Annotated in this window: 27 protein-coding genes; 14 read left to right on the top strand and 13 right to left on the bottom strand. The window is 34.7% G+C overall.

Features of this window, described 5'->3' with window-relative positions; translation table 11 throughout:
- The 3 genes from M666_RS08700 to M666_RS20850 all read left to right on the top strand — a co-directional run bounded on the left by M666_RS08700 (position 1) and on the right by M666_RS20850 (position 1,843).
- Positions 1-738: a M15 family metallopeptidase gene (locus M666_RS08700; RefSeq protein WP_029447018.1), complete on the top strand. Its 738-nt coding sequence runs from the start codon at positions 1-3 to the stop codon at positions 736-738.
- A gap of 38 nt (positions 739-776) precedes the next feature.
- The gene (locus M666_RS08695; protein WP_029447019.1) at positions 777-1,541 is read left to right on the top strand and encodes a M48 family metalloprotease; all 765 of its coding nucleotides are present in this window, start codon (positions 777-779) and stop codon (positions 1,539-1,541) included.
- A gap of 134 nt (positions 1,542-1,675) precedes the next feature.
- On the top strand, positions 1,676-1,843 hold the full coding sequence (locus M666_RS20850; RefSeq protein WP_306413732.1) for a DUF6747 family protein: 168 nt from the start codon (positions 1,676-1,678) through the stop codon (positions 1,841-1,843).
- A 104-nt stretch (positions 1,844-1,947) separates the two neighbouring features.
- Here the strand turns inward: M666_RS20850 and M666_RS08690 are convergent, their stop codons facing one another.
- Positions 1,948-2,343, bottom strand: coding sequence for an ankyrin repeat domain-containing protein (locus tag M666_RS08690; RefSeq protein WP_025615810.1), 396 nt, complete (start codon positions 2,341-2,343; stop codon positions 1,948-1,950).
- A 224-nt stretch (positions 2,344-2,567) separates the two neighbouring features.
- On the opposite strand from M666_RS08690, the gene gpmI reads away from it, so the two are divergent.
- Genes gpmI through M666_RS08675 form a run of 3 tightly spaced genes read left to right on the top strand, consistent with a single transcriptional unit; the run spans position 2,568 to position 5,757 of the window.
- The gene (gene gpmI / locus M666_RS08685; protein ID WP_029447020.1) at positions 2,568-4,085 is read left to right on the top strand and encodes a 2,3-bisphosphoglycerate-independent phosphoglycerate mutase; all 1,518 of its coding nucleotides are present in this window, start codon (positions 2,568-2,570) and stop codon (positions 4,083-4,085) included.
- Between the two features lie 30 nt (positions 4,086-4,115).
- Positions 4,116-4,928 (top strand): type I methionyl aminopeptidase, encoded by an 813-nt coding sequence (gene map, locus M666_RS08680; protein ID WP_029447021.1) that lies wholly within the window; start codon positions 4,116-4,118, stop codon positions 4,926-4,928.
- Positions 4,929-4,986: 58 nt separating this feature from the next.
- Positions 4,987-5,757 (top strand): class I SAM-dependent methyltransferase, encoded by a 771-nt coding sequence (locus M666_RS08675; protein ID WP_029447022.1) that lies wholly within the window; start codon positions 4,987-4,989, stop codon positions 5,755-5,757.
- Here M666_RS08675 and M666_RS08670 read toward each other — a convergent pair.
- The 8 genes from M666_RS08670 to M666_RS08635 form a co-directional block, all read right to left on the bottom strand.
- Positions 5,750-6,796: an FAD:protein FMN transferase gene (locus M666_RS08670; RefSeq protein WP_226989965.1), complete on the bottom strand. Its 1,047-nt coding sequence runs from the start codon at positions 6,794-6,796 to the stop codon at positions 5,750-5,752. The genes M666_RS08675 and M666_RS08670 overlap by 8 nt on opposite strands.
- Positions 6,753-7,109, bottom strand: coding sequence for a DUF8840 domain-containing protein (locus M666_RS08665; RefSeq protein ID WP_029447024.1), 357 nt, complete (start codon positions 7,107-7,109; stop codon positions 6,753-6,755). The genes M666_RS08670 and M666_RS08665 overlap by 44 nt, the downstream gene beginning before the upstream one ends.
- Before the next feature lie 83 nt (positions 7,110-7,192).
- Positions 7,193-8,500: an NADH:ubiquinone reductase (Na(+)-transporting) subunit F gene (gene nqrF / locus M666_RS08660; RefSeq protein ID WP_024481663.1), complete on the bottom strand. Its 1,308-nt coding sequence runs from the start codon at positions 8,498-8,500 to the stop codon at positions 7,193-7,195.
- Between the two features lie 2 nt (positions 8,501-8,502).
- Positions 8,503-9,237 (bottom strand): NADH:ubiquinone reductase (Na(+)-transporting) subunit E, encoded by a 735-nt coding sequence (nqrE, locus tag M666_RS08655; protein ID WP_029447025.1) that lies wholly within the window; start codon positions 9,235-9,237, stop codon positions 8,503-8,505.
- A 25-nt stretch (positions 9,238-9,262) separates the two neighbouring features.
- Entirely contained in the window at positions 9,263-9,910 is a 648-nt protein-coding gene (locus tag M666_RS08650; protein WP_024481665.1) for an NADH:ubiquinone reductase (Na(+)-transporting) subunit D, read from the bottom strand.
- A 2-nt stretch (positions 9,911-9,912) separates the two neighbouring features.
- A complete protein-coding gene (locus tag M666_RS08645; RefSeq protein ID WP_024481666.1) occupies positions 9,913-10,662 on the bottom strand; it encodes a Na(+)-translocating NADH-quinone reductase subunit C in 750 nt (249 codons plus the stop codon).
- 2 nt (positions 10,663-10,664) lie between these two features.
- Complete coding sequence (locus M666_RS08640) at positions 10,665-11,933, bottom strand: NADH:ubiquinone reductase (Na(+)-transporting) subunit B (RefSeq protein WP_024481667.1); 1,269 nt, start codon at positions 11,931-11,933, stop codon at positions 10,665-10,667.
- A gap of 2 nt (positions 11,934-11,935) precedes the next feature.
- A complete protein-coding gene (locus M666_RS08635; protein ID WP_029447026.1) occupies positions 11,936-13,285 on the bottom strand; it encodes a Na(+)-translocating NADH-quinone reductase subunit A in 1,350 nt (449 codons plus the stop codon).
- 180 nt (positions 13,286-13,465) lie between these two features.
- On the opposite strand from M666_RS08635, the gene M666_RS08630 reads away from it, so the two are divergent.
- The 4 genes from M666_RS08630 to M666_RS08615 all read left to right on the top strand — a co-directional run bounded on the left by M666_RS08630 (position 13,466) and on the right by M666_RS08615 (position 17,775).
- Positions 13,466-14,707 (top strand): type IX secretion system plug protein, encoded by a 1,242-nt coding sequence (locus tag M666_RS08630; RefSeq protein WP_029447027.1) that lies wholly within the window; start codon positions 13,466-13,468, stop codon positions 14,705-14,707.
- 240 nt (positions 14,708-14,947) lie between these two features.
- The gene (gene apaG / locus M666_RS08625; protein ID WP_029447028.1) at positions 14,948-15,334 is read left to right on the top strand and encodes a Co2+/Mg2+ efflux facilitator ApaG/CorD; all 387 of its coding nucleotides are present in this window, start codon (positions 14,948-14,950) and stop codon (positions 15,332-15,334) included.
- 76 nt (positions 15,335-15,410) lie between these two features.
- On the top strand, positions 15,411-17,039 hold the full coding sequence (gene pruA / locus M666_RS08620; RefSeq protein WP_024481671.1) for an L-glutamate gamma-semialdehyde dehydrogenase: 1,629 nt from the start codon (positions 15,411-15,413) through the stop codon (positions 17,037-17,039).
- 178 nt (positions 17,040-17,217) lie between these two features.
- Complete coding sequence (locus M666_RS08615) at positions 17,218-17,775, top strand: DinB family protein (protein WP_039326320.1); 558 nt, start codon at positions 17,218-17,220, stop codon at positions 17,773-17,775.
- Positions 17,776-18,187: 412 nt separating this feature from the next.
- Here the strand turns inward: M666_RS08615 and rsmG are convergent, their stop codons facing one another.
- Positions 18,188-18,823, bottom strand: a complete 636-nt coding sequence (rsmG, locus tag M666_RS08610; protein ID WP_024481673.1) for a 16S rRNA (guanine(527)-N(7))-methyltransferase RsmG — start codon at positions 18,821-18,823, stop codon at positions 18,188-18,190.
- A 115-nt stretch (positions 18,824-18,938) separates the two neighbouring features.
- Between rsmG and M666_RS08605 the strand changes: the two genes are divergently transcribed.
- Positions 18,939-20,039, top strand: a complete 1,101-nt coding sequence (locus M666_RS08605) for a fatty acid desaturase family protein (RefSeq protein WP_024481674.1) — start codon at positions 18,939-18,941, stop codon at positions 20,037-20,039.
- A gap of 13 nt (positions 20,040-20,052) precedes the next feature.
- Positions 20,053-21,243: a pyridoxal phosphate-dependent aminotransferase gene (locus M666_RS08600; RefSeq protein WP_029447030.1), complete on the top strand. Its 1,191-nt coding sequence runs from the start codon at positions 20,053-20,055 to the stop codon at positions 21,241-21,243.
- A 161-nt stretch (positions 21,244-21,404) separates the two neighbouring features.
- Here the strand turns inward: M666_RS08600 and M666_RS08595 are convergent, their stop codons facing one another.
- Both M666_RS08595 and trkA read right to left on the bottom strand, forming a co-directional pair.
- Complete coding sequence (locus M666_RS08595) at positions 21,405-22,895, bottom strand: TrkH family potassium uptake protein (protein ID WP_024481676.1); 1,491 nt, start codon at positions 22,893-22,895, stop codon at positions 21,405-21,407.
- On the bottom strand, positions 22,895-24,244 hold the full coding sequence (gene trkA / locus M666_RS08590; RefSeq protein ID WP_024481677.1) for a Trk system potassium transporter TrkA: 1,350 nt from the start codon (positions 24,242-24,244) through the stop codon (positions 22,895-22,897). Before trkA ends, M666_RS08595 begins: the two co-directional genes overlap by 1 nt.
- A 266-nt stretch (positions 24,245-24,510) precedes the next feature.
- On the opposite strand from trkA, the gene ubiE reads away from it, so the two are divergent.
- The gene (gene ubiE, locus M666_RS08585; RefSeq protein ID WP_029447031.1) at positions 24,511-25,239 is read left to right on the top strand and encodes a bifunctional demethylmenaquinone methyltransferase/2-methoxy-6-polyprenyl-1,4-benzoquinol methylase UbiE; all 729 of its coding nucleotides are present in this window, start codon (positions 24,511-24,513) and stop codon (positions 25,237-25,239) included.
- Positions 25,240-25,242: 3 nt separating this feature from the next.
- Entirely contained in the window at positions 25,243-25,941 is a 699-nt protein-coding gene (porT, locus tag M666_RS08580; protein WP_025615823.1) for a type IX secretion/gliding motility protein PorT/SprT, read from the top strand.
- Between the two features lie 8 nt (positions 25,942-25,949).
- Here porT and M666_RS08575 read toward each other — a convergent pair whose 3' ends face one another.
- Positions 25,950-26,672, bottom strand: a complete 723-nt coding sequence (locus M666_RS08575) for a TrmH family RNA methyltransferase (RefSeq protein WP_029447032.1) — start codon at positions 26,670-26,672, stop codon at positions 25,950-25,952.
- Positions 26,673-26,684: the final 12 nt, after the last annotated feature.

The raw sequence follows: 26,684 nt of genomic DNA, 5'->3' as shown, positions 1-26,684 counted from the left end.
ATGCAGAGAAGATCATTTATAAAAAAAACAACAGCATCAGGCCTTGCGTTAGCATTAGCGCCTTCCATAACGTTTGCTCAAGATAAAGATGTAGAATATTCTATTTTAGAGTTGATGGGCAAAAGTGATGTAAAATTGTACGGTAAAGGCATTAACTTAAGAAAAGAAGCTCATGACGCCTTTATAGAAATGAAAAGGGCTGCTTATACGGGCGGTATCGATTTAAAAATTGTTTCTAGCTACCGTAGTTTTGATCGCCAACAAGTAATTTTCGAAAACAAGTTTATCAAGTATACGGATGCCGGTATGGCGCCGCTTGACGCAATATCTAAAATTATAGAATATTCTACAATTCCAGGAACTAGCAGACATCATTGGGGTACCGACATTGATGTAATTGATGGCTACCAAAAAGTAAGCGGAGATGTTTTGGTCCCTTCAAAGTATGGCGAAGGACAGCCTTTTGCAGATTTCAAAAAGTGGATGGATGAAAATTCAGAGAAATTTGGTTTTTATTTGGTCTATACGGATGATAAAAAAAGAAGAGGATTTAAATATGAGCCTTGGCATTATAGCTACGCCCCTATTTCGATACCTATGTTAGAAACTTTCCGTAGTAAAAATTTACTCCAAATTTATAAAGATGAGGATTTTCTTGGAAGTGAACATTTCACTTCTGGATTTTTAAGAACGTACATAACAGATAATGTCTTAGACATAAATTCTAAACTTCTTTAGCATTTACATAACTTATAATAATTACTAAAACACTAACCATGAAAAGAGGTAATTGGAAAATTAGAATATTCATAGGCGTAGCTATTGTAGCCTTTGCATTTATAAAAAAATGCAGCAATACAGAAGAGAATCCATATACAGGGAGAGAGCAACACATCACGATGACTTCCGATCAAGAAATTGCCATTGGACTACAAAGCGCACCGGGAATGGCGCAACAACATGGCGGTTTATATCCTGATGAAAAATTACAAACCTTTGTGAAAAAAGTAGGAAACCGCTTGGTGAATAATAGTATTGCTAAAGACACCCCTTATCAGTATGACTTTCACTTGCTTTCTGATGATCAAACCATAAATGCTTTTGCGTTACCTGGAGGACAATGTTTTATTACCTACGCCTTATTTTCACAATTAAATGAAGCACAGCTTGCTGGTGTTATGGGGCATGAGATTGGCCATGTAATTGGCCGTCATTCTGCAGAACGTATTGCAGATTCTCAGACCTGGCAAACTGCAACAATGGGTGCAACAGTAGGTGCAGGAGATATGGGTAGCATTGTGGGAAGTATTGGACAAAACACGTTACTAAAAAACGGAAGAAATGACGAACTAGAAAGTGATGAATTAGGAGTGCTTTTCATGATCAAAGCAGGTTATGACCCTTACGAAATGATAAAAGTAATGGAAATTCTAAAAGCTGCTGGCGGTCCAAACCGTGTTCCTGAATTTCAAAGTACACACCCTGATCCGGCCAATAGAATTGAAAAGATAAAAGCAGCAATCGAAAAATACCAAGAATAGGAATAGTGCATTTCATCTAATATATTTAAAGAACAACGCATTTGTGCAATATTTTATTAGCTTTGTAAAACCCAAACTTTTACACTACGCTTAATCCTTATAGCTTTGATTTATAAACATTTAAATGAAACTATATGGGTACACTATTACATTTCAGAAATGTTTACTTAGAAGCTTTTGAAAATTGTAGACCTATATTTATTGTAGTTTTACTGAAGATCTATTCATTATTCTCTGTATTAATGATCTCTATGGCCCTTTATGCATTTGCATATCGTGCAATAAACGGATTCAGATTTTAAAAAGCAGCTCTTTTACTTGAACACTAGAAGAAGTAAACTTAAAAAAAGCCCTCTAAAATTAAATTTTAGAGGGCTTTTTAATTTTCTTGAAATTAAGCTGTATGCTATTTCTTTTTAGAATGCGCTTCAATTACTTCTAAAGCATCAATAGCTCCAGATTGTTCTGCGTGTTTTTTAATACTTCTACCTCTGTCACATTTCACCGTGATATCTGCTCCGTTTTCAATAAGAACTTCCAAAATCTCAGCACGATTGTAACGTGCTGCAAAAATAGCAGGGGTCATTCCTAATGATTTTTCGTTTACATCTTCCCCTAAAGAAATCATGCTTTTAACGGTTTGAATATCTCCCTTTAAAATAGCATTACAAAAAGAACTTAATCCTGTAATTTTTTTAATGTTAATAGTTGTCTCAGGAGAAGAATTTAAAATAGTTTCTGCTTTAGCGCTTGTACTAATTAATGTAAGACCTAGCACTGCAATTACGATTGATTTTTTCATGATGTTGATTTTTTGATATTGATGAATGTATATTTTGATTATACTGAATAGACGACGTTGCATGGAGATTGTTTCACCTCAAAAGCCTAAATAACAATTATTTAACATTTACCCATTTTTAAAGCACTTCCTTTTAGACAATTTTAACATTGTAAAAAGAAGCTTTATTTTCTAGCATATACTGGCATTTCATCTTATTTTTGAGGCAACAAATAATTAGTCCGATGAATAAGAAAGTAATATTGATGATTTTGGATGGATGGGGTAAATCTCCTAATCCAAAAGTTTCAGCTGTAGATAATGCAAACACTCCTTTTATAGACCGTATTCAAAAAGAATATTCCAATGCCAACTTACTTACTGATGGTATGAACGTTGGTCTTCCTGAAGGACAAATGGGCAACAGTGAAGTTGGTCATATGAACTTGGGTGCGGGTAGAATTGTATACCAAGATTTAGCCAAAATAAATAAAGCGGTTAAAGAAGATACGCTTAAGGATGAAAAAGTATTAAAAGAGGCTTTTTTATACGCAAAAGAAAACAACAAGCCTGTACACTTCGTAGGTCTTCTAAGTGACGGTGGTGTTCATAGCCACACCTCACATTTAAAAGGATTGATAAAAGCGAGTGAAGCCTACGAGCTTGACAAGGTATTTATTCATGCTTTTACAGATGGTAGGGATGTAGATCCAAAAAGTGGAAAAGGATACGTTACTGCTATCAATGAATTTTGCGCAGACAAAAAAGCAAAAATAGCGACGGTTATAGGGCGCTATTATGCTATGGATAGAGATAAGCGTTGGGAACGTATTAAGTTAGCTTATGACCTTTTAGTTAACAATACTGGTACTAAAACCAATGATATCGCAGCAGAATTGCAAAAAAATTACGATGCTGATGTTACGGATGAGTTTATCAAACCAATTGTAGCTACCAACGCGGATCATACGCCAATTGCTAAAATTGAAAATGGCGATGTTTTAATCTTTTTTAACTTTAGAACAGACCGTGGTCGCGAACTTACAGAAGTACTTAGTCAAGTAGATATGCATGAACAAAACATGCACAAGCTAGATTTATACTATGTAACTATGACAAACTACAATGATGCTTATAAAAACATTCATGTAGTGTATGATAAAGATAATATTGAAAAGACTTTAGGTGAAGTTTTATCTGAAGCTGGTAAAAAGCAAATTAGAATTGCTGAAACAGAAAAATACCCACATGTAACATTTTTCTTTAATGGAGGTCGTGAAACACCTTTTGAAGGAGAAGAAAGATTACTGTGCCCATCTCCTAAAGTTGCCACTTATGATCTTCAACCAGAAATGAGTGCCTATGAAATTAGAGATGCTATTATTCCAGAGTTAGAAAAAGGTGATGCTGATTTTGTATGTTTGAATTTTGCTAATCCTGATATGGTTGGCCATACGGGAGTTATGGAAGCCGCTATTAAAGCTTGTGAGGTAGTAGATAGTTGTGCAGAAGCTGTTGTTACCGCTGGTTTAAAAAACGGATATTCTAGCATTGTTATAGCAGACCATGGAAACTGCGAAACTATGATTAATCCTGATGGCAGTCCTAACACCGCACACACCACCAATCCTGTTCCATTAATATTGGTAGATAAAGATCATATTAAAATTAGTGATGGTGTTTTAGGAGATATTGCTCCTACAATTTTAAAACTAATGGGTGTTGCGCAACCTGCCGCAATGACCCAGAAACCATTGGTATAAAATGTACCAAAAAATGTATATTTGCAATCTATGATTATAGTAAAAACTACAGAAGAAATAGAATTAATGCGCGAAAGCGCATTAATCGTTTCAAAGACTTTAGGAATGCTTGCCAGTGAAGTAAAACCTGGTGTTACAACCTTACAGTTAGATGCTTTAGCAGAAACTTTTATTCGCGACCATGGTGCTGTTCCAGGATTCTTGGGCTTATATGATTTTCCAAATTCTCTTTGCATGAGCCCTAATGCTCAAGTTGTTCATGGTATACCAAACAATACGCCATTAGAAGAAGGTGATATTATATCTATTGACTGTGGTGCCTTTAAAAACGATTTTCATGGAGACCATGCCTATACTTTTGAAGTAGGTGAAGTAGCTCCTGAAACAAAAAAATTATTGGACGTTACCAAAGCATCGCTGTATGTAGGTATCCGAGAATTTAAAGCAGGTAACCGCGTTGGCGATGTTGGCTATGCTATTCAAAAATTTACGGAAGATCACGGGTATGGTGTGGTACGAGAATTAGTAGGGCACGGTTTAGGTCGTAAAATGCACGAAGATCCAGAAATGCCAAACTATGGCAAAAGAGGACGTGGTAAAAAGTTTGTAGAAGGAATGGTTGTCGCTATTGAACCGATGACAAATTTAGGTACACATAGAATAAAACAACTGAAAGATGGTTGGACTATTTTAACGGCCGATGGAAAGCCAAGTGCACATTTTGAACACGATATTGCATTAGTAAACGGAAAGCCTGAGCTTTTATCTACCTTCAAATATATTTACGAGGCTTTAGGTATTGAAAGCAACGAAGAAGATGAGTTTAGACAAGTAAAAATCTAAACGCATTAAAAAATAGCAGCGTCACCTACATTTTCACTAGCGAAAACCCCATAAATTAGTGTCAAAAATTTTCAAGTATATTTTAAATACCATACCAAGACCAATACTTATTAAATTAAGTTATTTGGCGCGACCTGTTTTGGCTTTTTCCATGAAAGGTGATACATATATAGATCCTATTGATGGAAAAAGTTTTAAGCGTTTCTTACCTTATGGTTACGAAAGTCCTAGAGAAAATGTATTATCACCCTCTACGTTATCACTAGAACGTCACAGACTCTTATGGCTGTATTTAAAAGATGAAACAGATTTCTTTACTAAGAAGTATAAGGTTTTACATTTTGCTCCAGAACAAGCCTTTTACAAGCGTTTTAGAGCCTTAGAAAATTTAAACTATACAACCACAGATTTAGACTCACCTCTTGCGGATATAAAAGCAGATATCTGTGATCTTCCATTTGCCGATAATAGTTTTGATATTATTTTTTGCAACCATGTTTTAGAACATATCCCTGATGATACCAAGGCCATGGAAGAAATCTACAGGATATTAAAACCTAACGGATGGGCTGTTTTACAAATACCGCAAGATTTAAAAAGAGCTACCACTTTTGAAGATGACACCATAACCGACCGAAAAGAGCGTGCAAAAATATTTGGTCAATATGACCATGTTAGAATATACGGCCGTGATTATTTCACCAAATTAAGGGAAATAGGATTTCATGTAGATGAGGTAGATTATACGTCGAAACTAAAACCTGAAACCATCGACAAGTACCGCTTAGCAAAAGGAGAAATTTTACCTGTAGTTAGAAAACTTATTTAACATAGAGTTTTTCAAAACCTTTAGTTACAAATTGTTTTACATCACCTTTACCATCAATATATAAGATTAGCGCTTCAAAACCTTCTCTATCTATAATTAAACTAGTAGACTTCTCTAAATCCATCGCCATAAAAGCAGTGGCATACGCATCTGCTTCCGCACAGGTTGGCCCCAAAATAGTCACCCCTAAAACATTAGAATTCTTAGTATATCCGGTAATAGGATCAACAGTATGCACATACTTTACACCAGTTAAAGGATCCTCTCTAAAGTGCCTGTAATTACCCGATGAAGCAAGGCCTTTATTCGTTAATTTTATTTTAGCAATGGGGGTAGTACGATCATTTGCCTGAGGATCATCAATCCCCACTACAAAGTCTTTATTCTTAATCTTATTCACACCTTTAGCCACTAACTCCCCTCCTACTTCTACCAAGTAATTATCAATTCCTTTTGCATCAAGCAAAGCGCCTAAGCGATCTACAGCATAGCCTTTAGCAATCGCATTAAAATCAAAAATAATACTTGGGTTCATTTTAGAAATGGTATTATCCTCATTCAGCCTTACTTTACCAAATCCAACAAAATTCAATAAGCTATCTACCCTAGCGCTATCAAGTTCAATTTGCTGTCCAGGACCAAATCCCCAAGAGTTCACTAAAACCCCTACGGTAGGGTCAAAATAGCCCTCTGTACGCGCATTAATCTCTTTAGATAGTTGAAATACGTCTTGAAACATCTCATCGACTACTACTGTACTATCTCCTCGGTTAATTTTAGAAATATCAGAATCTGGAATATAGGTAGACATTGAATGATTCATGGCAGCGAAAACTGAATCAATTTCTTTTTCTAGATTAAGTTCCTCAGTATCATAAAATAAAATGGAATAGGTAGTACCTAACGCCGCGCCGGTATGCCTATTCTCTACAAAAACATCCCCACAAGAATTTAAAAAAAGGGTTAGTACCACTATCCCACTAATCGCAGGCACTCTAAATTTTAACAAGTCCATCATAATCAACAACGTAATCTTCATTTAAATAAACTGGTAAGTTATGATCTTTTGCATTGACCAAACCAACACCAGCGTAATAGGTTAACGCCTCAAACTTCTCTGCATGATCTTTCATTTTCGTCAGATTATCCATATCTAAATCTTTAGGATCATTAGGAAATACAATAGCTTTCACAACAACAAAATGAAGCACTTTTTCTTTAAGACATACAAACTGCGGATTTTTTTTAAGCGTACTGTTTACTGATAAAAACTCAAAGCCTTCTGCTTCTAATTGTTTACCTACAATATTCATAGCTAAGTTATGTAATTCTTGTTCAGAAAGCGCTGTCATAGGAAAGTTTAGGAATAAAAAAACCGATATAAAAATATCGGTTTTTAGTAAAAATAAAAATATTATTAGCTATATATTATGGTTTATCCGCCAAAATCATCGAATCTAATGTGCTCATCTGGAATACCAAAATCTTCACCCATTTTCTGAACAGCTTTGTTCATTAATGGAGGACCACAGAAATAAAGCTCAATATCTTCTGGAGATTCATGCTTAGATAAATAATTATCAATTACACAGTTGTGAATAAATCCAACAAAACCATCTCCTGGCGCATCAACATCTTCTTTAACTTTCCAGTTATCTTCTGGTGCTGGCTCAGAAAGTGCTAAATAGAATTTAAAGTTTGGAAAATCTTTTTCTAATTTATAGAAATGATCTAAATAGAACAATTCTCTCTTAGAACGACCACCGTACCAATATGTTACTTTTCTACCAGTCTTTAAGGTTCTGAACAGATGGTATAAATGAGATCTCATTGGAGCCATACCTGCACCACCACCAACGTAAAGCATTTCAGCATCGGACTCATTAATGAAGAATTCTCCATAAGGTCCTGAAATTACTACATCATCTCCTGGCTTTAAATTAAAAATGTAAGAAGAAGCTACACCTGGATTTACATCCATCCATCCGTTTTTAGCTCTATCCCATGGCGGGGTGGCAATACGAACGTTAAGCATAATTTCTCTTCCTTCTGCAGGATAAGAAGCCATAGAATATGCTCTTTCTACAGTCTCTGGATTTTTCATTACCAAAGGCCATAAATTAAACTTATCCCATTCTGCTTGAAACTTATCTGGCGTTTCATGCTCTTCTGGGTGTGCTGTAATATCTATGTCAGCATATTTTACTTCACATTCAGGAATTTCAATTTGAATATACCCCCCTGCTTTGTAATTCATATCTTCAGGAATCTCTACTACAAATTCCTTAATAAAAGAAGCAACGTTATAATTACGCACTACTTTTGCTGGCCACTTCTTAATTCCGAATACTTCTTCCGGAATAGTAATATCCATATTCTGCTTAACCTTTACCTGACACGCTAAACGAGCACCATGTAAAAGTTCTTTTTTTGAGAAGTGAGGTGTTTCTGTTGGCAAAGCTTCACCACCACCAGAAAGAACGTGACATTCACATTGAATACAAGTTCCACCACCACCACATGCAGATGGTAAAAATATTTTTTGATTTCCTAATGTAGACAATAACGATCCACCTGAACCAACTTCAATCTTCTTCTCACCGTTGATAGTAATTGTTACGGGACCTGAAGGAGACAATTTTTCTTTTGTAAATAAAAGTAATGCAACCAATACTAATAAAAGAATCATAAAAGCAATCACCGTAATTGCTATTGTTCCACCTGTACTTGTAGCTAAAATCATTCTTATTTATTTAAAACTTCGTTATAAGAAACTTCTTTTTCTGAAATTTCCTTATTTAATTTCTTATCGTCTTTTACAGCTGTTTGTGTTGGCTCTTCTGCAGCGGCTTCATCTCCACCACCAGTAAGCATACCACCAAAACTCATAAAGCCAATGGCCATTAAACCTGTAATAATAAATGTAATTCCTAAACCTCTTAATGGTGCAGGCACATTTGAATACCTAATTTTCTCTCTAATCGCTGCAATCGCTAAAATGGCTAAAAACCATCCAATACCGGAAGCTAAACCATAATTAAAAGCCAATCCTAAGGTTTGAATATCTCTAGATTGCATAAATAAAGACCCTCCTAAAATTGCACAGTTTACAGCAATTAATGGTAAAAATATACCCAATGAGTTATATAAAGAGGGCGAAAATTTTTCTACTACTATTTCTACTAATTGTACCATTGTTGCAATGGTAGCAATGAATAAAATAAAAGATAAAAAACTTAGATTGTAATCTGCGTATTCCGGACCTAACCAAACTAAAGCACCATCTCTTAATAGATACTGATCTAACAACCAGTTTAAAGGTACTGTCACCGCTAATACAAAAATTACAGCAGCACCCAGTCCTACCGCGGTAGCAACCTTTTTAGATACCGCTAGATAAGAACACATCCCCAAGAATGTGGCAAATACCATATTGTCAATAAATATGGATTTAAAGAATAATTCTACATGTTCTAACATAATACTATTTTCTTGGAATGACTACTTAATTTTCTTCTACTAAAGCTGGGTTTCTTGAACGTTGTACCCAAATGATAATACCAACAACAATTAAAGCCATTGGCGAAAGCAACATAAAACCGTTGTTCTCATATCCTAGTGCATACAAACCAGTCTTAGCAATTGGATCTCCTAAAACTTTAAAACCTAATAACGTACCAGATCCTAAAAGCTCTCTAAAGAAGCCTATTATAATTAATATTAAACCATATCCTAAAGAGTTTCCTATACCATCTAAGAATGATCTCCAAGGCCCGTTTGCCAAAGCAAAAGCTTCAAAACGCCCCATAATGATACAGTTTGTAATAATAAGTCCCACGAATACAGAAAGTGTTTTACTCAATTCATAAGCAAAAGCTTTCAACACTTGATCTACTATAATTACTAAAGCGGCTACCACTACAAGCTGCACAATAATTCTAATTTTAGAAGGAATGATATTTCTCATTAAAGAAATAACTACGTTACCCATACCTAAAACAAACATTACTGAAACTGCCATTACTATGGAAGCTTTTAATTCTGCCGTAATTGCCAATGCAGAACAGATACCTAGTACCTGTATTGTAATTGGGTTATTATCTGCTAGAGGATCTAAAATCAGTCCACTATCTTTTTTTGAAAGTAATCCCATAATTAATTAGCTCTAATAGTTTTTAAATAATCTTCGTAAAGCTTCATCGTTTCTGAAATCATTGCAGAAACGCCGTTACCTGTAATTGTTGCCCCCGCAAGTGCATCAACTTCGTTATCATCTTTAGTTAAGTTCGTAGGATCATTATTCCCTTTTGCTACATTTATACCACTGTAACGCGTACCAGCCATAATGGTTTCTCCTGTGAAATCATCCATAAAATAACGCTGTTTAATGTTCGCACCTAATCCCGGAGTTTCTCCTTTATGATCAAAGTATACTCCCTGAACTACCATATTAGCATCTAAGGCTATAAAACCCCAAATAGCATCCCAAAGCCCTTTTCCATACATAGGTATGATATAGAACTTCTTGCCATCTTTTTCCCCAATAAACAATGGAAGTTTAGCTTTTTCACCTTTTTTTGCTAAAGCGATTTGCTTCTTAACATCAATTAAATATGCATTATCATCTTTGGACACTTCCCCATCAACAATAACTAATTGCTCTTTAATATATTTTGTAAATTCTTCTTCTACCTTATCTGCAGGAATAAAATTTACACTTCCTTCATCAACATTTTCATTTACACCCATAGCGTAAAGAATATTCTGTTGTTTTTCGAATCGTTCGTTTTCCTTAATCTTATCACTTAAGCCAGAAGCTGTAAGTGCTAAAACAGAACCAACTACTACTACCATTATAGCCGCAAAAACAACGGTATAAAGATTTTTGTCTGTGTTAACTGCCATAATTAAACTGTTTCGGCTTTTAATTTTTCTGATTTACTAGCGCTATCGTTTGGTAAGATGGTTGCGTTTTTTAATCTTTTTAAACGCTTCTTAACATTACCACGAATCACGTAATGATCTATTGTAGGTGCAAATACATTCATTAACAATATTGCTAAGAAAACACCTTCTGGATACGCTGGGTTGAATACACGAATCATTACCGAAATAAAACCGATAAAGAAACCGTAAAACCATTTCCCTTTATTTGTTTGAGACCCTGTAACAGGATCAGTAGCCATATAAACAATACCAAATGCAAGACCACCAACGATTAGATGCTTCCAAAAAGTAAAACTCATAAGACCGTAAAATTTACTAGTCTCACCAATCCAACCAGAACTTACCACTCCATTGAACATTAAGCCCATTACCAAAGCACCAAGAACGGCACTCAACATAATTCTCCAGCTTGCTATTTTACTGAAAATCAAAAATAAGCCTCCTAAAAGAATTAAGAATGTAGAAGTTTCTCCTACAGATCCTGGTATAAAACCAAAGAACATGTCCGAGATTGAATAGGTCATTTCCGCAGCCTTATTTTGTGCTAAGTAACCAAGAATTGTTTCTCCTGATATAGCATCTGGCGTACCCGCTAAATTAACAGCATCATATACCCAAACTTTATCACCACTCATCCACGTTGGATATGCAAAGAATAAAAAGGCTCTAATAGTTAATGCTGGGTTAAGAATATTCATCCCTGTACCTCCAAAAACTTCTTTACCGATTACCACACCAAATATTACGGCGATAGACAACATCCAAAGTGGCGTATCAATTGGTACGATAAGTGGCACTAACATCCCTGTCACCAAGTATCCTTCCTCTACTTCATGTCCTTTAATAACAGCAAATATGAATTCAACTATAAGTCCAACACCATAAGAAACCACTACTAACGGAAGTACTTTTATTATTCCAATCCAGAAATTTTCCCATGTTAAAAAGTTTCCAAATACAGAAACTTCACGAACTACACCATTGGCAGCATCTATGGCTGCAAAATGCTGATAACCCGCATTAAACATAGAGAATAATAAAACTGGTATAAGCGCCATGATTACTGTATTCATGGTACGCTTTAAATCATCTGCACCTCTAACATGACTACCTGAATGTGTAGTCTCATTAGGAGCATATAGAAAAGTATGTATTGCATTAAAGGCTGGTGCCATTTTTTTGCCCTTATACTCTTCTTTTAAATTGTGTAATTTATTTTTAAGGCTCATAGTTATCCTATTTCTTTTTGTAATAAATCTAATCCTTCACGAATAATTTGCTGATGAGGCTGCTTAGAAATACAGATAAACTCTGTCAATGAAAAATCTTCCGGGGCAACTTCATACAATCCTAGTTGTTCCATTTCATCTAAATCTTTGACCATGCACGCTTTAAGTAATTGCATTGGAAAAATATCTAATGGAAACACCTCTTCATATTGACCAGTAACTACGAATGCTCTATGCTCGCCATTCGTATTTGTTGTTAGATCATATTTTTTCTTAGGACTTAACCATGAGAACGTTAATGCTCTAGTCGTAGAAATCTTATTGAAAATTGGTTTATTCCAACCGAAAAATTCATAATCATCTCCTTCTGGAATAGCAGTAACCGTGTTGTTATAAAAACCTAAATAACCATCTTGACTAGACTTAGACCCTGTTAAAACATCACCATTTATTACTCTAAATTTTTCTCCATTAACACCACTCGCATAAAGAAAAGTAGCAATCTCAGATCCAATTTTAGTAGTATAATATTGTGGTTTTTTAACAGATGAACCTCCTAATGCAACAATACGCTCTGCATTAAATTTCCCCGTCAATAATAACTCTCCGATAATTACTAAATCTTGAGGGGTTATTACCCAAACCAATTCTCCTTTATTAATAGGATCTAATTTATTGATTTGTGTACCCACAAGACCTGCAGGATGCGGACCAGAAACTTGATGCATTTCTGCATCTTTAAGTCCCGCCAATGGAGAACTAGAATCACCATAAGAAACGTGTACTTTACCTGGTGTAAGTTTAGAGACTGCAGAAATAGCTGCTTGCAATTCTTTTTCTTTACCTTTTAAAGTATAGTTCAGTTCTGCTGCCAAGGGAGCGGTTACATATCCTGACACAAAAATTGCTTTTGGTGTCGTTTCAGGATCTGCAATCACATCATAAGGTCGTTGTTTGATAAACGGCCAACTACCAGACTTAAGCAATAATGCTTTAATATCTGCAGCTGATGCACTACCTAGATTTGGAACTTGATGTTCTATAGATTCTTGAGTTTTACCAGCTGTAATTTTAAGTGAAAGGATTTTTCTTCTTTCCCCTCGCTTAATTTCAGCCAATTGACCACTCACAGGAGAAACAAAAAGCATAGACTCATGATTTTTGTTGTAGAAGAGCGCTTCACCTGCTTTTACTTCTGCGCCTTCTTTTACAAGCATTTTAGGGGCAATCCCATGAAAATCCTGTAAATTTATAACATAAACATTACTATCTGGCGCTTTAACCGTAACGGTTTCAGCCTTACCAACTAAATTAATGTTTAAGCCTTTCTTAATTCTGATGTCTTTAGACATATTAATGTAGACCTTAGGTTAACAAAATTTGATGCAAATTTAAAATTTTAAGAGTACATTTCGCTACTAAAATCGGCAAGAATATACTATTTATATTTATTCTAAATAATACCGAAGTCAAAACCACTACTCGTTTTTTAGGCACAACTTTTGCTTATCTTTGCCAAACAACCGCTTACAATGAAAAAATACTTTTTATTATCACTCCTACTTATTAGTTTTTTAAGCGCTACTGCTCAGATTCAAGAAGAAATAAACGCTCCCGAAAACATTAAAACTATTGTTTTTAAAGGCGAAACCGAAGATCAATTCCCCATTGCGTTATTAGGAGACCCTATTTATTTAGAATTTGATGATATCACTGCAGGTGAATATGACTACTATTACAAAATTACACACTGCAACTACGATTGGACTCCTTCAGACTTACTAAAATCTCAATACCTCAACGGAATTGATGATCAAAGAATTACAGACTACAACAATAGCTATAATACCTTACAGCCCTATTCTAATTACAAACTCACCATTCCCAATGACAATGTAAAGCTAAAAATTAGCGGTAATTATATGTTAGAAGTTTATGACAGTAATTACGAAATTGTATTTTCAAGAAGGTTTGTGGTCTATCAAGATTTAGTTTCGGTTGGAGTTACCCCGAAAAGAACTCGTGATTTTGAATTTATCACTGAGAAGCAAATCACTCAAATAAACATCAACTACAGCAACTTCTCCTTAGTAAATCCTAAAAAGGAAGTTAAACTCGCAATTATTCAAAATTATTATTGGCCCACTTCTTTACAGAACATTAAACCCCAATTTACACTAGGCACAGAACTCGTCTACAAATATGATAGCGAAACGAGTTTTTATGCTGGAAATGAATTTTTAAATTTTGACACTAAGGATTTAAGATCCGCGACAGCCGCCATCTCCTCTATAGAACTCACCGATCTTTACAACCATTACCTTTTCACGGATATCTTTAGAAATGACAGACCCTATACCTATTTCCCCGATATTAATGGAGATTTTGTCGTAAGAACATTACAAGGTGATGATTCTTCAAGAGAAGCAGAATACACCAAAATTCATTTTAGCCTTCCTTATAAAGCACAGATTGATATGGACGATGTTTATGTGTTTGGAAAATTTAACAACTACGCATTGACAGATGAAAATAAAATGATTTTCAATGCTGAAAATGGACTTTTAGAAGCTACTATTTTAATGAAGCAAGGATTTTATAACTACAAGTATGTTACCAAACAAGGAGATACGATAGATTTAAACAAAATATCAGGAAACTTTCACAACACAGAAAATCATTATTTGGTCTTAGTCTACTATAGAAATTTCGGAGACTTATATGATAGTATTATCGGTATTGGATCAGCTAGCGCTACAAACATTAGCAATTAAAAAAGTCCTTCATATCCTTCGAAAGCATAATTACATCGAAGTTCCTTGCTAAGACTATAAAAAAAATAAAAACTTTCATACCTTGCTTATTATTAAGACGTAAAACATAGTTTTGAGCTAATTTTGACATTTTTTGAAATGTCAAAATTTTATTAAAGTTTCGTTTCTATGTTAGTTATTTCTTAATTTTAAGACTAAAGTAATCTGTAACCCTAATAGCAAATTTAGCATTTGAAAGCAATGACAACTCAGATAACAAAAGGGATAAAAATTTCTGTAAGCACAAGTTTTGAAGGTACGTTTTTTAAAAATTATAAAACGCACTACGCCTTTGGATACACTATTACCATAGAAAACCAAAGCAAGGATTCTGTACAGCTAACTTCTCGTCATTGGAAAATATATGATTCTCTAAATGAGTTAGAAGTTCTTGACGGCGAAGGAGTGATTGGAAAAAAACCAGTTATTTTACCTGGAGAATCTCACACCTACAGTTCTGGCTGTTTACTAACCTCTACAATAGGTGCCATGAAAGGTCATTACAATATGGTTAATTTTAACACTAATGAAAAATTTAGAGTATACATACCTACTTTTAAATTTAGTACTCCTTTTACCTTGAACTAATACCATTATCTTTTTTTTATAGCTCTCAACTTTTAGTACCTTTACCATCACTATTTTAATTTAAAAATAAAGACAAATGGGTAAAGGATTTTTCAAAGTTCCGACAGCTATCAACGAACCTATAAAAGGATACGTACCAGGATCTCCTGAGCGCGAAGAAGTTTTAAAACAATACAAATCATATTTCAACGGCAGTGTTGATGTTCCTTTATATATTGGAAGTGAAGAAATAAAAACAGGAAACACAAGAACAATGTCTCCTCCTCACGACCATAAACATATTGTAGGAACATACCATGTTGCAGAAAAAAAACATGTTACCCAAGCTATAGATAATGCTTTAGCCTCTAGAACCGCCTGGGCTAATCTTCCTTGGGAACAAAGAGCTGCTATATTTTTAAAGGCTGCAGAATTACTTGCAGGACCTTATAGAGCAAAAATTAATGCCGCTACAATGATAGCGCAATCTAAGACTATACATCAAGCAGAGATTGATGCTGCTTGTGAGTTTATTGACTTTTTACGTTTTAACGTACAGTACATGACTGAAATTTACCAAGAGCAGCCAGCATCTGCGCCTGGTATTTGGAACCGTGTTGAATTTAGACCTTTAGAAGGTTTCATTTATGCTATTACACCATTTAACTTTACAGCTATTGCAGGTAATTTACCAGCAAGTGCAGCAATGATGGGTAATGTTGTTGTTTGGAAACCAAGTGACAGCCAAATCTTCTCAGCTAAAGTTATTGTTGATGTTTTCAAAGAGGCAGGTTTACCAGACGGTGTAATCAATGTTGTTTACGGAGATCCAGTAATGATCACTGAAACTGTTTTAGATAGTCCTGATTTTGCAGGAATTCACTTCACAGGATCTACACATGTTTTCAAAGAATTATGGAAACAAATTGGAAACAACATCCATACTTACAAAACATATCCAAAAATTGTTGGAGAAACAGGAGGTAAAGATTTTATTGTAGCTCACAAAACTGCAAACCCTAGTCAAGTTTCTACTGCAATTGTAAGAGGCTCTTTTGAATTCCAAGGCCAAAAATGTAGCGCAGCTTCTAGAGTATACCTTCCTAAATCTATCGCTAACGAAGTACTAGAAAACGTTAAGGCTGATTTAAAATCGATTAACAAACCTGGTTCTCCTGAAGACATGTCTAATTTTGTGACCGCTGTTATTCACGAAGGTTCATTTGATAAATTAGCGAAGTATATTGACCAAGCTAAGAAAGATGACAACGCAGAAGTTATTGCTGGTGGTAATTACGACAAGTCTAAAGGGTACTTCATTGAGCCTACTGTTATCGTAACTACAGATCCTAAATACACTACTATGGAAACGGAATTATTCGGACCTGTAGTAACCATATATGTATATGAGGATGAAAACTGGGCTGAAACATTAAAATTAGTAGACAGCACCTCTGAATATGCACTTACCGGAGCTGTATTAGCTACAGATCGTTATGTTATAGAAGAAGCAACCAAAGCATTACAAAATTGCGCAGGTAACTTTTATATTAATGACAAACCAACTGGTGCTGTTGTAGGACAACAACCATTTGGTGGTGCAAGAGCTTCTGGTACCAATGATAAAGCGGGATCTGCTCAAAATTTATTACGCTGGGTATCTCCTAGACTAATTAAAGAAACATTTGTTACTCCTGTAGATTACAGATATCCGTTTTTAGGATAATAATATAGTAAACAGTATTAAATCCCGAAGAAAGCATTCTTCGGGATTTTTTTTACACCAAACCTAACAGAACAAACAAACGCTGGGAGCGTCCAATAAGATTTTCAAAATAGTGGCTGTAAAAAACCTTATTTTTACAAATAATAAACTCGAAACCAACCCTTTAAACAAAAAACAGATGACACTTAAATTAGCAACACTACTCGGAGTATTTTTTATGACAACATTTTCTCACGCGCAGAAAGCATCCAAAATACAGAACCTTGAAAGTCCAATAGAAAATTTAACACAAACTACCATCCATGATGTGTTAATTGGAAATCAAAAACAAGTGATTCAATTGGCAGAAGCATTTTCAGAAGCACAATATGCTTGGAGACCTATGGATGGAGTGAATTCTGTTAGCGAAGCACTTTTACACGTCGCTGGCGGAAATTACTTTTTAGCCTCAAAAATGGGCTTTGCTCCACCAGAAGATGTAGATGTAATGGGCTTAACTAAAATTACAGGAAAAGAAAATATTATAGCTGCACTAAAAAAATCTAATGAATTTGTTCTTGCCTCTATTTTGATGGTTAAAAATGACAATCTAAAGGATGAAGTAGATTTTGGATTCGCAAAAATGAGCACCTTAGCAGGCCTTCTTGCCATCATGGAACACAATGGGGAACATAAAGGACAGTTGATTGCTTACGCTAGATCTAACAATGTTACACCACCTTGGAGCTTAAACTAAAACACTATACATTCAAAATACCTAGCCGCTAACACCAAATGTTAGCGGCTATTTTTATATAAATACATAGACTCAATTTGACAATGAACTATTAAAAAAGTGGTAAAAACCTGAAAATCAGCTAAAATAATTGACATTCCACATACTAACTATGTAAATTTAACGTTAATTAATTGTAAACAAACAGTGTAAATAGTACCTTTACACTTCTTAAAACGGCGGATTATGAAAGATAGAAGTTCAAAAAATCAAAAAAAATCAAAAACATTTACGTTTGAAAGTATTGCAGAATACGTGAAAAATTATGCTAAAACTTGCAGACAATCATATCTAAGTCTATTAAGTATTTAGCACTACTACACCAATGCTAAATAAAAAAGCTCGATTTATATGTATATAAATCGAGCTTTTTTTATCCTCTGTATTTTAAAGGAAGATAGACCACCTTTTTTGTTTCAAAGAATTCATAATCATAGAAATCAGACAAATCAAAGAGCTCTACTGTTTTATATCCCTGCAATTCTTCAGAAAGATCTCCTCCTTTTAAATATAAGATTCCGTTTTTGCGTTCATGCAAAGATTCTTTCTTTATTTTTCCTTTTGTCCAGTGCACAAAGGTAGGCATAGCGGCTACTGCCCTACTCACTATAAAGTCAAACTTTCCTTTAACGTTCTCTACACGGTCATTTATAGTAGTTACATTCTTGATACCTAATCCAGCAACAACCTCGTCTACTACTTTAATTTTTTTTCCTATAGCATCTACAAGCGTAAAATGCGTTTCTGGAAATAAAATAGCTAAAGGTACTCCAGGAAAACCGCCACCAGTACCCACATCAATTACTGATGATCCCGGTAGAAACTGATGTACTTTAGCAATACCCAAAGAATGTAAAACGTGTCTTAAATACAATTCATCAATATCTTTCCTAGAAACCACATTAATCTTCATATTCCAATCCTTATACAGGTCTGCTAGCAAAACAAACTGTCTTTTCTGATCCTCAGTTAAATCTGGAAAGTGATTAACTAATATATTAACATCCATAAAAAAGTAATTTTAATGCAAAAATAACACTTTAAAAATCATAATTATTTCATTTTTAAGAAGGTATTTTGAATTACCAAAAATGAATTAACTTATCTTTGTTAAAAACAATATCATGACTAAAGAAACCGTTCGATTTTCCAGAAAGGATTCTACCCAATTCTTTAAAACATTAAACAAGAGGGTAAACGACTACTTCAAAGAGAATAAAATAAAAAAAACAGGAGATTGGAGACTACACTTAAAAACAGCTGTAATGTTCGCTTTATTTTTAGCACCCTATTTTCTAATACTTACTTTAAACCTACCTAACTGGGCTAACTTATTACTTACCATTCTTATCGGAATAGGTATGGCAGGTGTTGGTATGAATGTAATGCATGATGGAAATCATGGTTCTTACTCTAACAAAAAATGGGTAAATAAATTAATGGGAGGTAGCATTTACATTCTTGCAGGTAACGTATTTAACTGGCAAGTACAACACAATGTATTGCACCATACGTATACCAATATTCATGAACACGATGAAGATTTAGAAGCCGGAAGAATTCTTAGATTCTCAAAGCATGCGGAATGGAGAAAACACCATAAATTTCAGCATTTCTATTCTGTATTTTTATACGGATTATTAACGTTTAACTGGGCCATTACTACAGATTTTCAACAAATGTACCGCTACACGAAACGTAAGCTGTCTTACGGTGAACTACCAAACCCTTTTGTAAATTGGAGCAAACTGGTTATCACAAAAATTATATACCTAACAATATGGATTGTTCTTCCGATGCTTATTTTAAGCATTGCTTGGTGGAAAATACTAATAGGCTTTTTTATCATGCACTATGTGGCTGGTGTAATCTTAAGTGTAACCTTTCAATTAGCGCATGTTGTTGAAGATGCTGACACTCCATTACCAGATGAAAATGGCAATATGAAAAACACGTGGGCGATTCACCAACTGTTCACTACTGTTAACTTTGGAACTAAAAACAGAATTGTGAACTGGTTCACAGGAGGACTAAACCACCAAGTTGAACATCATATTTTTCCTAATATTAGTCATGTTCATTACACAAAAATTGCTAAAATTGTTAAAGAGACTGCAAATGAGTTTAATTTGCCTTACAACGAATACAAGACGACGAGAAAAGCTATAATTTCGCACTTTAGTCATTTAAAAGAACTAGGCAAAAAGCCTTCGATTCAGTATTAGAAAATTATATAAAATGAGTAACCATTTATCTGAAAGAGTTAACAACTTAGCAATATCAGCCACTTTAGAAATGGCTGCAAAAGCAAGAGAACTTAAAGCCGCGGGAAAAGACATTATTGGTCTTAGTTTGGGAGAACCAGATTTTAACACCCCTGATTACATTAAGGATGCAGCTATACAAGCTGTAAACGATAATTACAATTCTTACTCTCCAGTAGATGGATATGTAGATTTGAAAGAGGCTGTTATTACGAAGTTTAAAAGAGATAACAACCTTACCTATACACTACCACAAATTGTAGTTTCTACAGGTGCTAAGCAATCTTTATATAATGTTGCTCAAGCTTGTTTAAACAAAGGTGATGAAGTAATATTACCTTGCCCTTACTGGGTGAGCTATAGTGATATCGTAAAATTAGCAGACGGTGTACCAGTAGAAGTTTCTACGTCTATAGACACAGACTTTAAAATGACGCCAGAGCAATTGGAAGCGGCAATTACACCAAAAACAAAAATGTTATGGTATAGTTCTCCTTGTAACCCAACAGGTTCTATATACAGTAAAGAAGAATTAAGAGCCTTGGCAGATGTGTTACAAAAACACCCTCAAATTGTTGTGGTAAGTGATGAAATTTACGAACACATCAACTACGGAGTTACTGCTCATGCTTCAATGGCCGAGTTTCCTGATATGTTTGACCGTACCGTGACTGTTAATGGTGTAGCTAAAGCTTTTGCCATGACAGGATGGAGAATTGGTTATATTGGCGCTCCTGCATATATCGCAAGAGCTTGTAACAAACTTCAAGGACAAGTTACTAGCGGCGCTAACTGTATTGCACAAAGAGCAGTCATTACCGCATTGCTTGAGCCTGTTAGCCGTATTCAATATATGGTAGACAAGTTTAAAGAACGTAGAAAATTAATCTTAAGCTTATTACAAGATATTCCTGGATTTAAATGCAACGAACCAGAAGGGGCATTTTATGTTTTCCCTGATGTAACTGCATATTTCGGAAAAACTTTGAACGGAGTAAAAATCAATAATTCATCTGACTTCTCTATGTACTTATTAGAAGCTGCAAATGTTGCTACGGTAGCAGGTGATGCTTTCGGAAACAATAATTGCATTCGTATCTCTTACGCCGCAAGTGAAGCACAAATTACAGAAGCACTAGCTAGAATTAAAAAAGCCGTGTCTTAATAAAACCCTTTATTTATTGTTAAAGCGCCTCAATGAAAATTGAGGCGCTTTTTTTATGATCTTTTATACCAAATTAATATAGACCGCAATAAGCAGTGGCATTACAGCTTGGTTCGCAAGTTAAACATCGAATGTATTGAAGTAGCCTTACTAGTAGCGCTTTATATTTTTTTCCAGAAATATGGCGTAAAGAGAATTAAAACAGTGAAGAGTTCTAGACGCCCTAATAGCATTAAAAATCCACACCACCATTTTCCTAAGTTAGGCAAATCATTAAAGTTACTTAACGGATTTAAGCTCCCTAAACCAGGACCTACATTTCCTAATGATGACGCAGCACCACCAACGGCAGATTCAAAATCTAAGCCTAGCGCTCCCAATACTAAAGAGCCAATGATAAACATTAGCATATACAGCACAAAGAATGCAATGATATTATATACAATATGCTCGCGTACCGTTTTATTATTATAACGCACAGGAATCACAGCATTACTATGTAGCGTACGTTTAAATTCTAAAAGTCCGTTTTTAATAATTAACAAATGGCGCATCACTTTTATACCTCCAGAGGTAGAACCTGCACATCCTCCAAGAAAGAATAAACCAAAATAAAAGATGGTTAAGAAGTGTGTCCAATTTGTAAAATCTGCTGTGACAAAACCAGTAGTAGTTATTACCGATAATACCTGAAATAAAGAATGCCTAAAAGCACTTTCTGCCTCCCCCCATATCATTGGATGATATTCTGAAAGAGAAACATTCGCTTTAAAGTACACCACTAAAGCAGAGATAATGGTAAAACCTACTACGAATATGGTATAAAATTTAAATTCTTCATCAAACAAAATCTTCTGTACTTTTCCTTTAAAAGCATAGTAACTTAATACAAAGTTACTCCCCGCAAGGAACATAAATAAAATAATGATATACTGAATCAAAGGCTGATCGTTCCAATACGCTGTACTCAAGTTCTTTGTAGAAAAACCACCTGTAGATAAGGTTGCTAAAGAATGATTAATCGCATCAAAAAATGACATCCCTGCTAGTTTCAATAAGATTGTTTCTGCCACGGTATACCCAAAATAGATTAACCATAACCTTTTTGCTGTATCTGTAATACGCGGATGCAATTTATCACTACTTGGCCCTGGAGCTTCCGCTGCAAACAATTGCATTCCACCAATTCCTAAAAGGGGTAAAATTGCAATAGCTAAAACGATAATCCCCATTCCCCCAATCCAATGAGTAAGACTCCTCCAAAAAAGAATACCTTCTGGCAAAGCTTCTATATCATCAAGAATGGAAGCTCCAGTAGTCGTATACCCTGAGATAGTTTCAAAAAAAGCATTCGTAAAATCAGGAATAGCACCAGAAAACAAATACGGCAATACTCCTGAGAGCGACATGACTAACCAACCACCCGTGACAATTATATACCCCTCTTTTTTCTTTACTTCTTTTTTATGACCACGGGTTAGAAACATAGACAACGTTCCAATGATCATGGTAACGATTGCCGCTAGAGTGATATCTAACGTAGCCCCATCATCATAAATACCGCTAAAAACTGCAGCAATAATCATAAACCCTCCATTACAAAGTAATAGAAGCCCCATTAGATGAAAAATAATCCTGTAGTTAAGTCCCATTAAAGAAACATTTTTTCAATTTTAGGAATAGAACTTGGCAAACAACATACCACTACCCTATCTCCTTGTTGAATTTTAAAATCTCCTAAAGCAATAATTCCTTCTCCATTTTTTATCACACCACCAATAGTAGCTTCTCTAGGGAAGTCTAATTCTTTAATAATTCTACCATTTACAAGAGATTCTGGTTTAACTATAAATTCTAAAATTTCTGCGTTTAGATTATTCAGACGGGTAAGCGCTACTACTTCTCCTTTTCTAATATGTCTAAATATATTATTAGCAGCAAGTAATTTTTTATTAATCAAAGTATCAATACCGATAGAATGAGATAATTGAAAATAATCCATATTTTCAACTAAAGCAATCGTCTTTTTTATGTTTTTTGATTTCGCCACCAAACAAGACATAATATTCGTTTCAGAGTTGCCCGTTACAGCAATAAAAGCATCCATAGACTCCAAACTTTCTTCTTCCAAAAGTTCCACATTACGTCCGTCTCCATTAATTATCAATGCATCTGGTAATTCATCTGCGAGATCAAAAGCTTTATCTTTATTTTTCTCGATAAGCTTTACATTAAACTTTTTACTACAAAGATCCCTTGCTGTTTTATAACCCACTTTACTACCACCAAGAATCATTACATTCTTTATGTCACGCTTAACCATTCCCGTAAGCTTATAAAGCTCATCTACACCATCTTTACAGGTAATAAAATAGACTTGATCGCCTTCTTTAAACACCGTATCACCACGAGGTATTAATGTGTACTGAGTACCTGTACGCTGTAAGGCGATCGGCATAAAATGGAGTTCTGGAAATATTTGAGCAGCCTCTTTTACAGACTTGCCTACAAATGGAGCTGCTTTTGGCAGCGAAACGCCTACCATAATTAAAGCGCCATTCTCAAACTCATAGGTGTCGTTGAATGCTGACTTATTTAATAATAACTGAATCTCTTGTGCTGCAAGTTCTTCAGGAGAGATTAATTCGTCTATTCCTAACTTCTTAAAATCGACAACATCTCTAAATTTTTTAAATTCTGTATTAGATATTCTAGCAATGGTTCTTTTACACCCCATTTGCTTGGCCATTAAACACAAGGTAATATTTGTGGTTTCCGAGGAAGTAACACCAATCACCAAATCCGATCTTCCTACTTGCGCATCTTGCAATACAGAAATAGAAGTAGCATCCCCTTTTAGCACACGGATATCTAGATGCGTATCTGCATAAGACAAACTTTCTTTTACAGAATCTATTAGAGTTATATCTTGAGATTCGTAGGATAATAATTTTGCTAAATGAAATCCTACTTCACCAGCCCCTGCAATAATAATTTTCATGAATTAAAAAAGTTATTTTCCATTAATTTGGCCCAAGTCCTGGCTACGGTTGGATTTATCTGTCTTGGAATATACTACAAAAGCAATATTACTCTTATAGCCCATGTTTTGAAAAGTTCGCAAAATTCGAAGTACAAAATTACATAATTTTATTTTGTTGGAATTAAAAATATCTAAGTAAAAAACTGAATAACACCTAGTTTATTGTACAATTTAGCTATGATAAAGCAAATTCGAAATTGTATCTTTGCAAGAAAATTGCAGCCATGAGTAAAAAAGTTACTCCTTATAAAGATTCTGATTTAGGTAAAAAAGAACAAGTCACCCAAATGTTCGATACGATCTCTACCAATTATGATGGTTTAAATAGAGTAATATCTTTTGGAATAGATATAAAATGGCGAAAAAGGGTTGTTGCCATTCTTAAAAAAAAGAATCCTTATTCTATCTTAGATATCGCTACAGGCACAGGAGATTTAGCCATTAACCTTGTAGAGACTGGCGCTACCAAAATAGTAGGTTTAGATATTTCCCCTGGCATGTTAGCAGTGGGAAAAAAGAAAGTCACACAAAAACATTTAGACAAAACAATTGAAATGATTGTTGGTGATAGTGAGAACTTACCTTTTGAAGCAAATACATTTGATGCCATCACTGTTGCTTTTGGTGTACGAAATTTTGAAAATTTAGAGGTGGGCCTTGCAGAAATATATCGTGTACTTAAAAAAGGGGGCACTTTGGCCATTTTAGAAACATCTGTACCAACAAAAACTCCGTTCAAACAAGGCTATAATTTCTATACAAAACAAATCATGCCTAAGATTGGAAAACTATTCTCAAAAGATAATTCTGCCTACGAATATTTATCGGAATCTGCCGCAGTTTTCCCTTATGGCAAAAAGTTCAACAATATTTTGCAGAAAATTGGGTTTATAGATATAGAGGACAAACCCCAAACACTTGGGGTAGCATCTATATATGTAGCTACAAAGTAAGGTATGAAAAATATTTTTTTTCTGTTTTTAGGTTTATTTATATGCCTAACAACGCAAGCTCAGTTTAATGAAAGACCTGTACTAAATCTTCAAAATGAGGATAAAGCACTCTTGAATTGGGGCTATTTTTTAGGATTCAACTCATTAGATTTTAAATTTGATTACATTGACGTTCCTGAAGATGGCGACAATCTAGTTTCTACAAGTACAGGATTTAACGTTGGTCTTATTAGTGAATTACGTTTAAATCAATTTTTTGACCTTAGATTTGAACCCGGATTATTTTATACCCAAAGAACTATTGGTTTTAGGGGTTTTACTACAGAAAATGAAGCCTTAAGAGATGTAAAATCTACCTATATAAGTTTTCCTATTTTACTTAAAGCAAGTACAAAACGAATAGGAAACTGGAAACCTTTTGTCATTGGCGGTGTTTCTTACTCTTTAAATTTAGGAAGTAATGAAGATAGCTTAGATGATAATAGTACCGGTACTTTTAGAATGACCAAAAACAATTACAATTGGGAAGTAGGTTTTGGAATAGATTTCTACACCGAATATTTTAAATTCTCTCCGTCTATTCGTGGTGTTTTTGCTATGAATAATGAATTAATTCCTGATAACGACCCAGATAGCCCATGGACTGGAAATCTTTCCGGGTTAAGAACAAGAGGAATTTTCGTGAATTTTACGTTTGAATAAAAAAAGCGTTACGCTCTCCTTATTTCATTTAATAAAATAGCAGTCGCCGTTGCTACATTTAAACTCTCTGCGGTTTGATCGCCAAATTGTGGTATGCTAATTTTTTTTGTAATAAAGGCTGCTATCTCAGATGAAATTCCATTTGCTTCATTCCCCATCACAAGTATCCCTTTTGAAGAAATAGCTGAATTGTATACCTTTTCACCCTCCATAAAGGCTCCATAAATAGGCAATTCTGAAGCTTGTAAAAACTCACTTAAATTCAAATACGTAATATTCACTCGCGTTATAGAACCCATAGTTGCCTGAATGACTTTTGGATTATAACAATCTACAGTGGTAGTAGTACATACTAAATTTTTAATTCCAAACCAATCACACAACCTTATGATGGTCCCTAAATTACCAGGGTCCTGAACCGTATCTACCGCAACTATCCAATCATTGAGATGAATAGTACCTACTTTTGCCATTTTAAAAACCCCTAGATATCCATTGGGGGTATTCAAGGAACTTATTTTCTTTAGGTCTGCCGACGAGATTAATTCTGAAACCTCCTCATGATCAGTAACAAAATCCTCATCTGTACTCAACACTTTATAGACTTCAAAAGAAGATTTCAAAAGCTCCTGAATCGTTTTTAAACCTTCTACGACAAACAATTGGTGCTGAATTCTATTTTTTTTAAGCTGAAGACTTTTTATAAGTTTTATTTGGCTTTTACCAACCATACAAATAACGTA

The sequence above is a fragment of the Cellulophaga baltica 18 genome (genome assembly GCF_000468615.2).
Lineage (GTDB): Bacteria > Bacteroidota > Bacteroidia > Flavobacteriales > Flavobacteriaceae > Cellulophaga > Cellulophaga baltica.
This window is presented reverse-complemented; position numbering and strand designations above follow the sequence as displayed.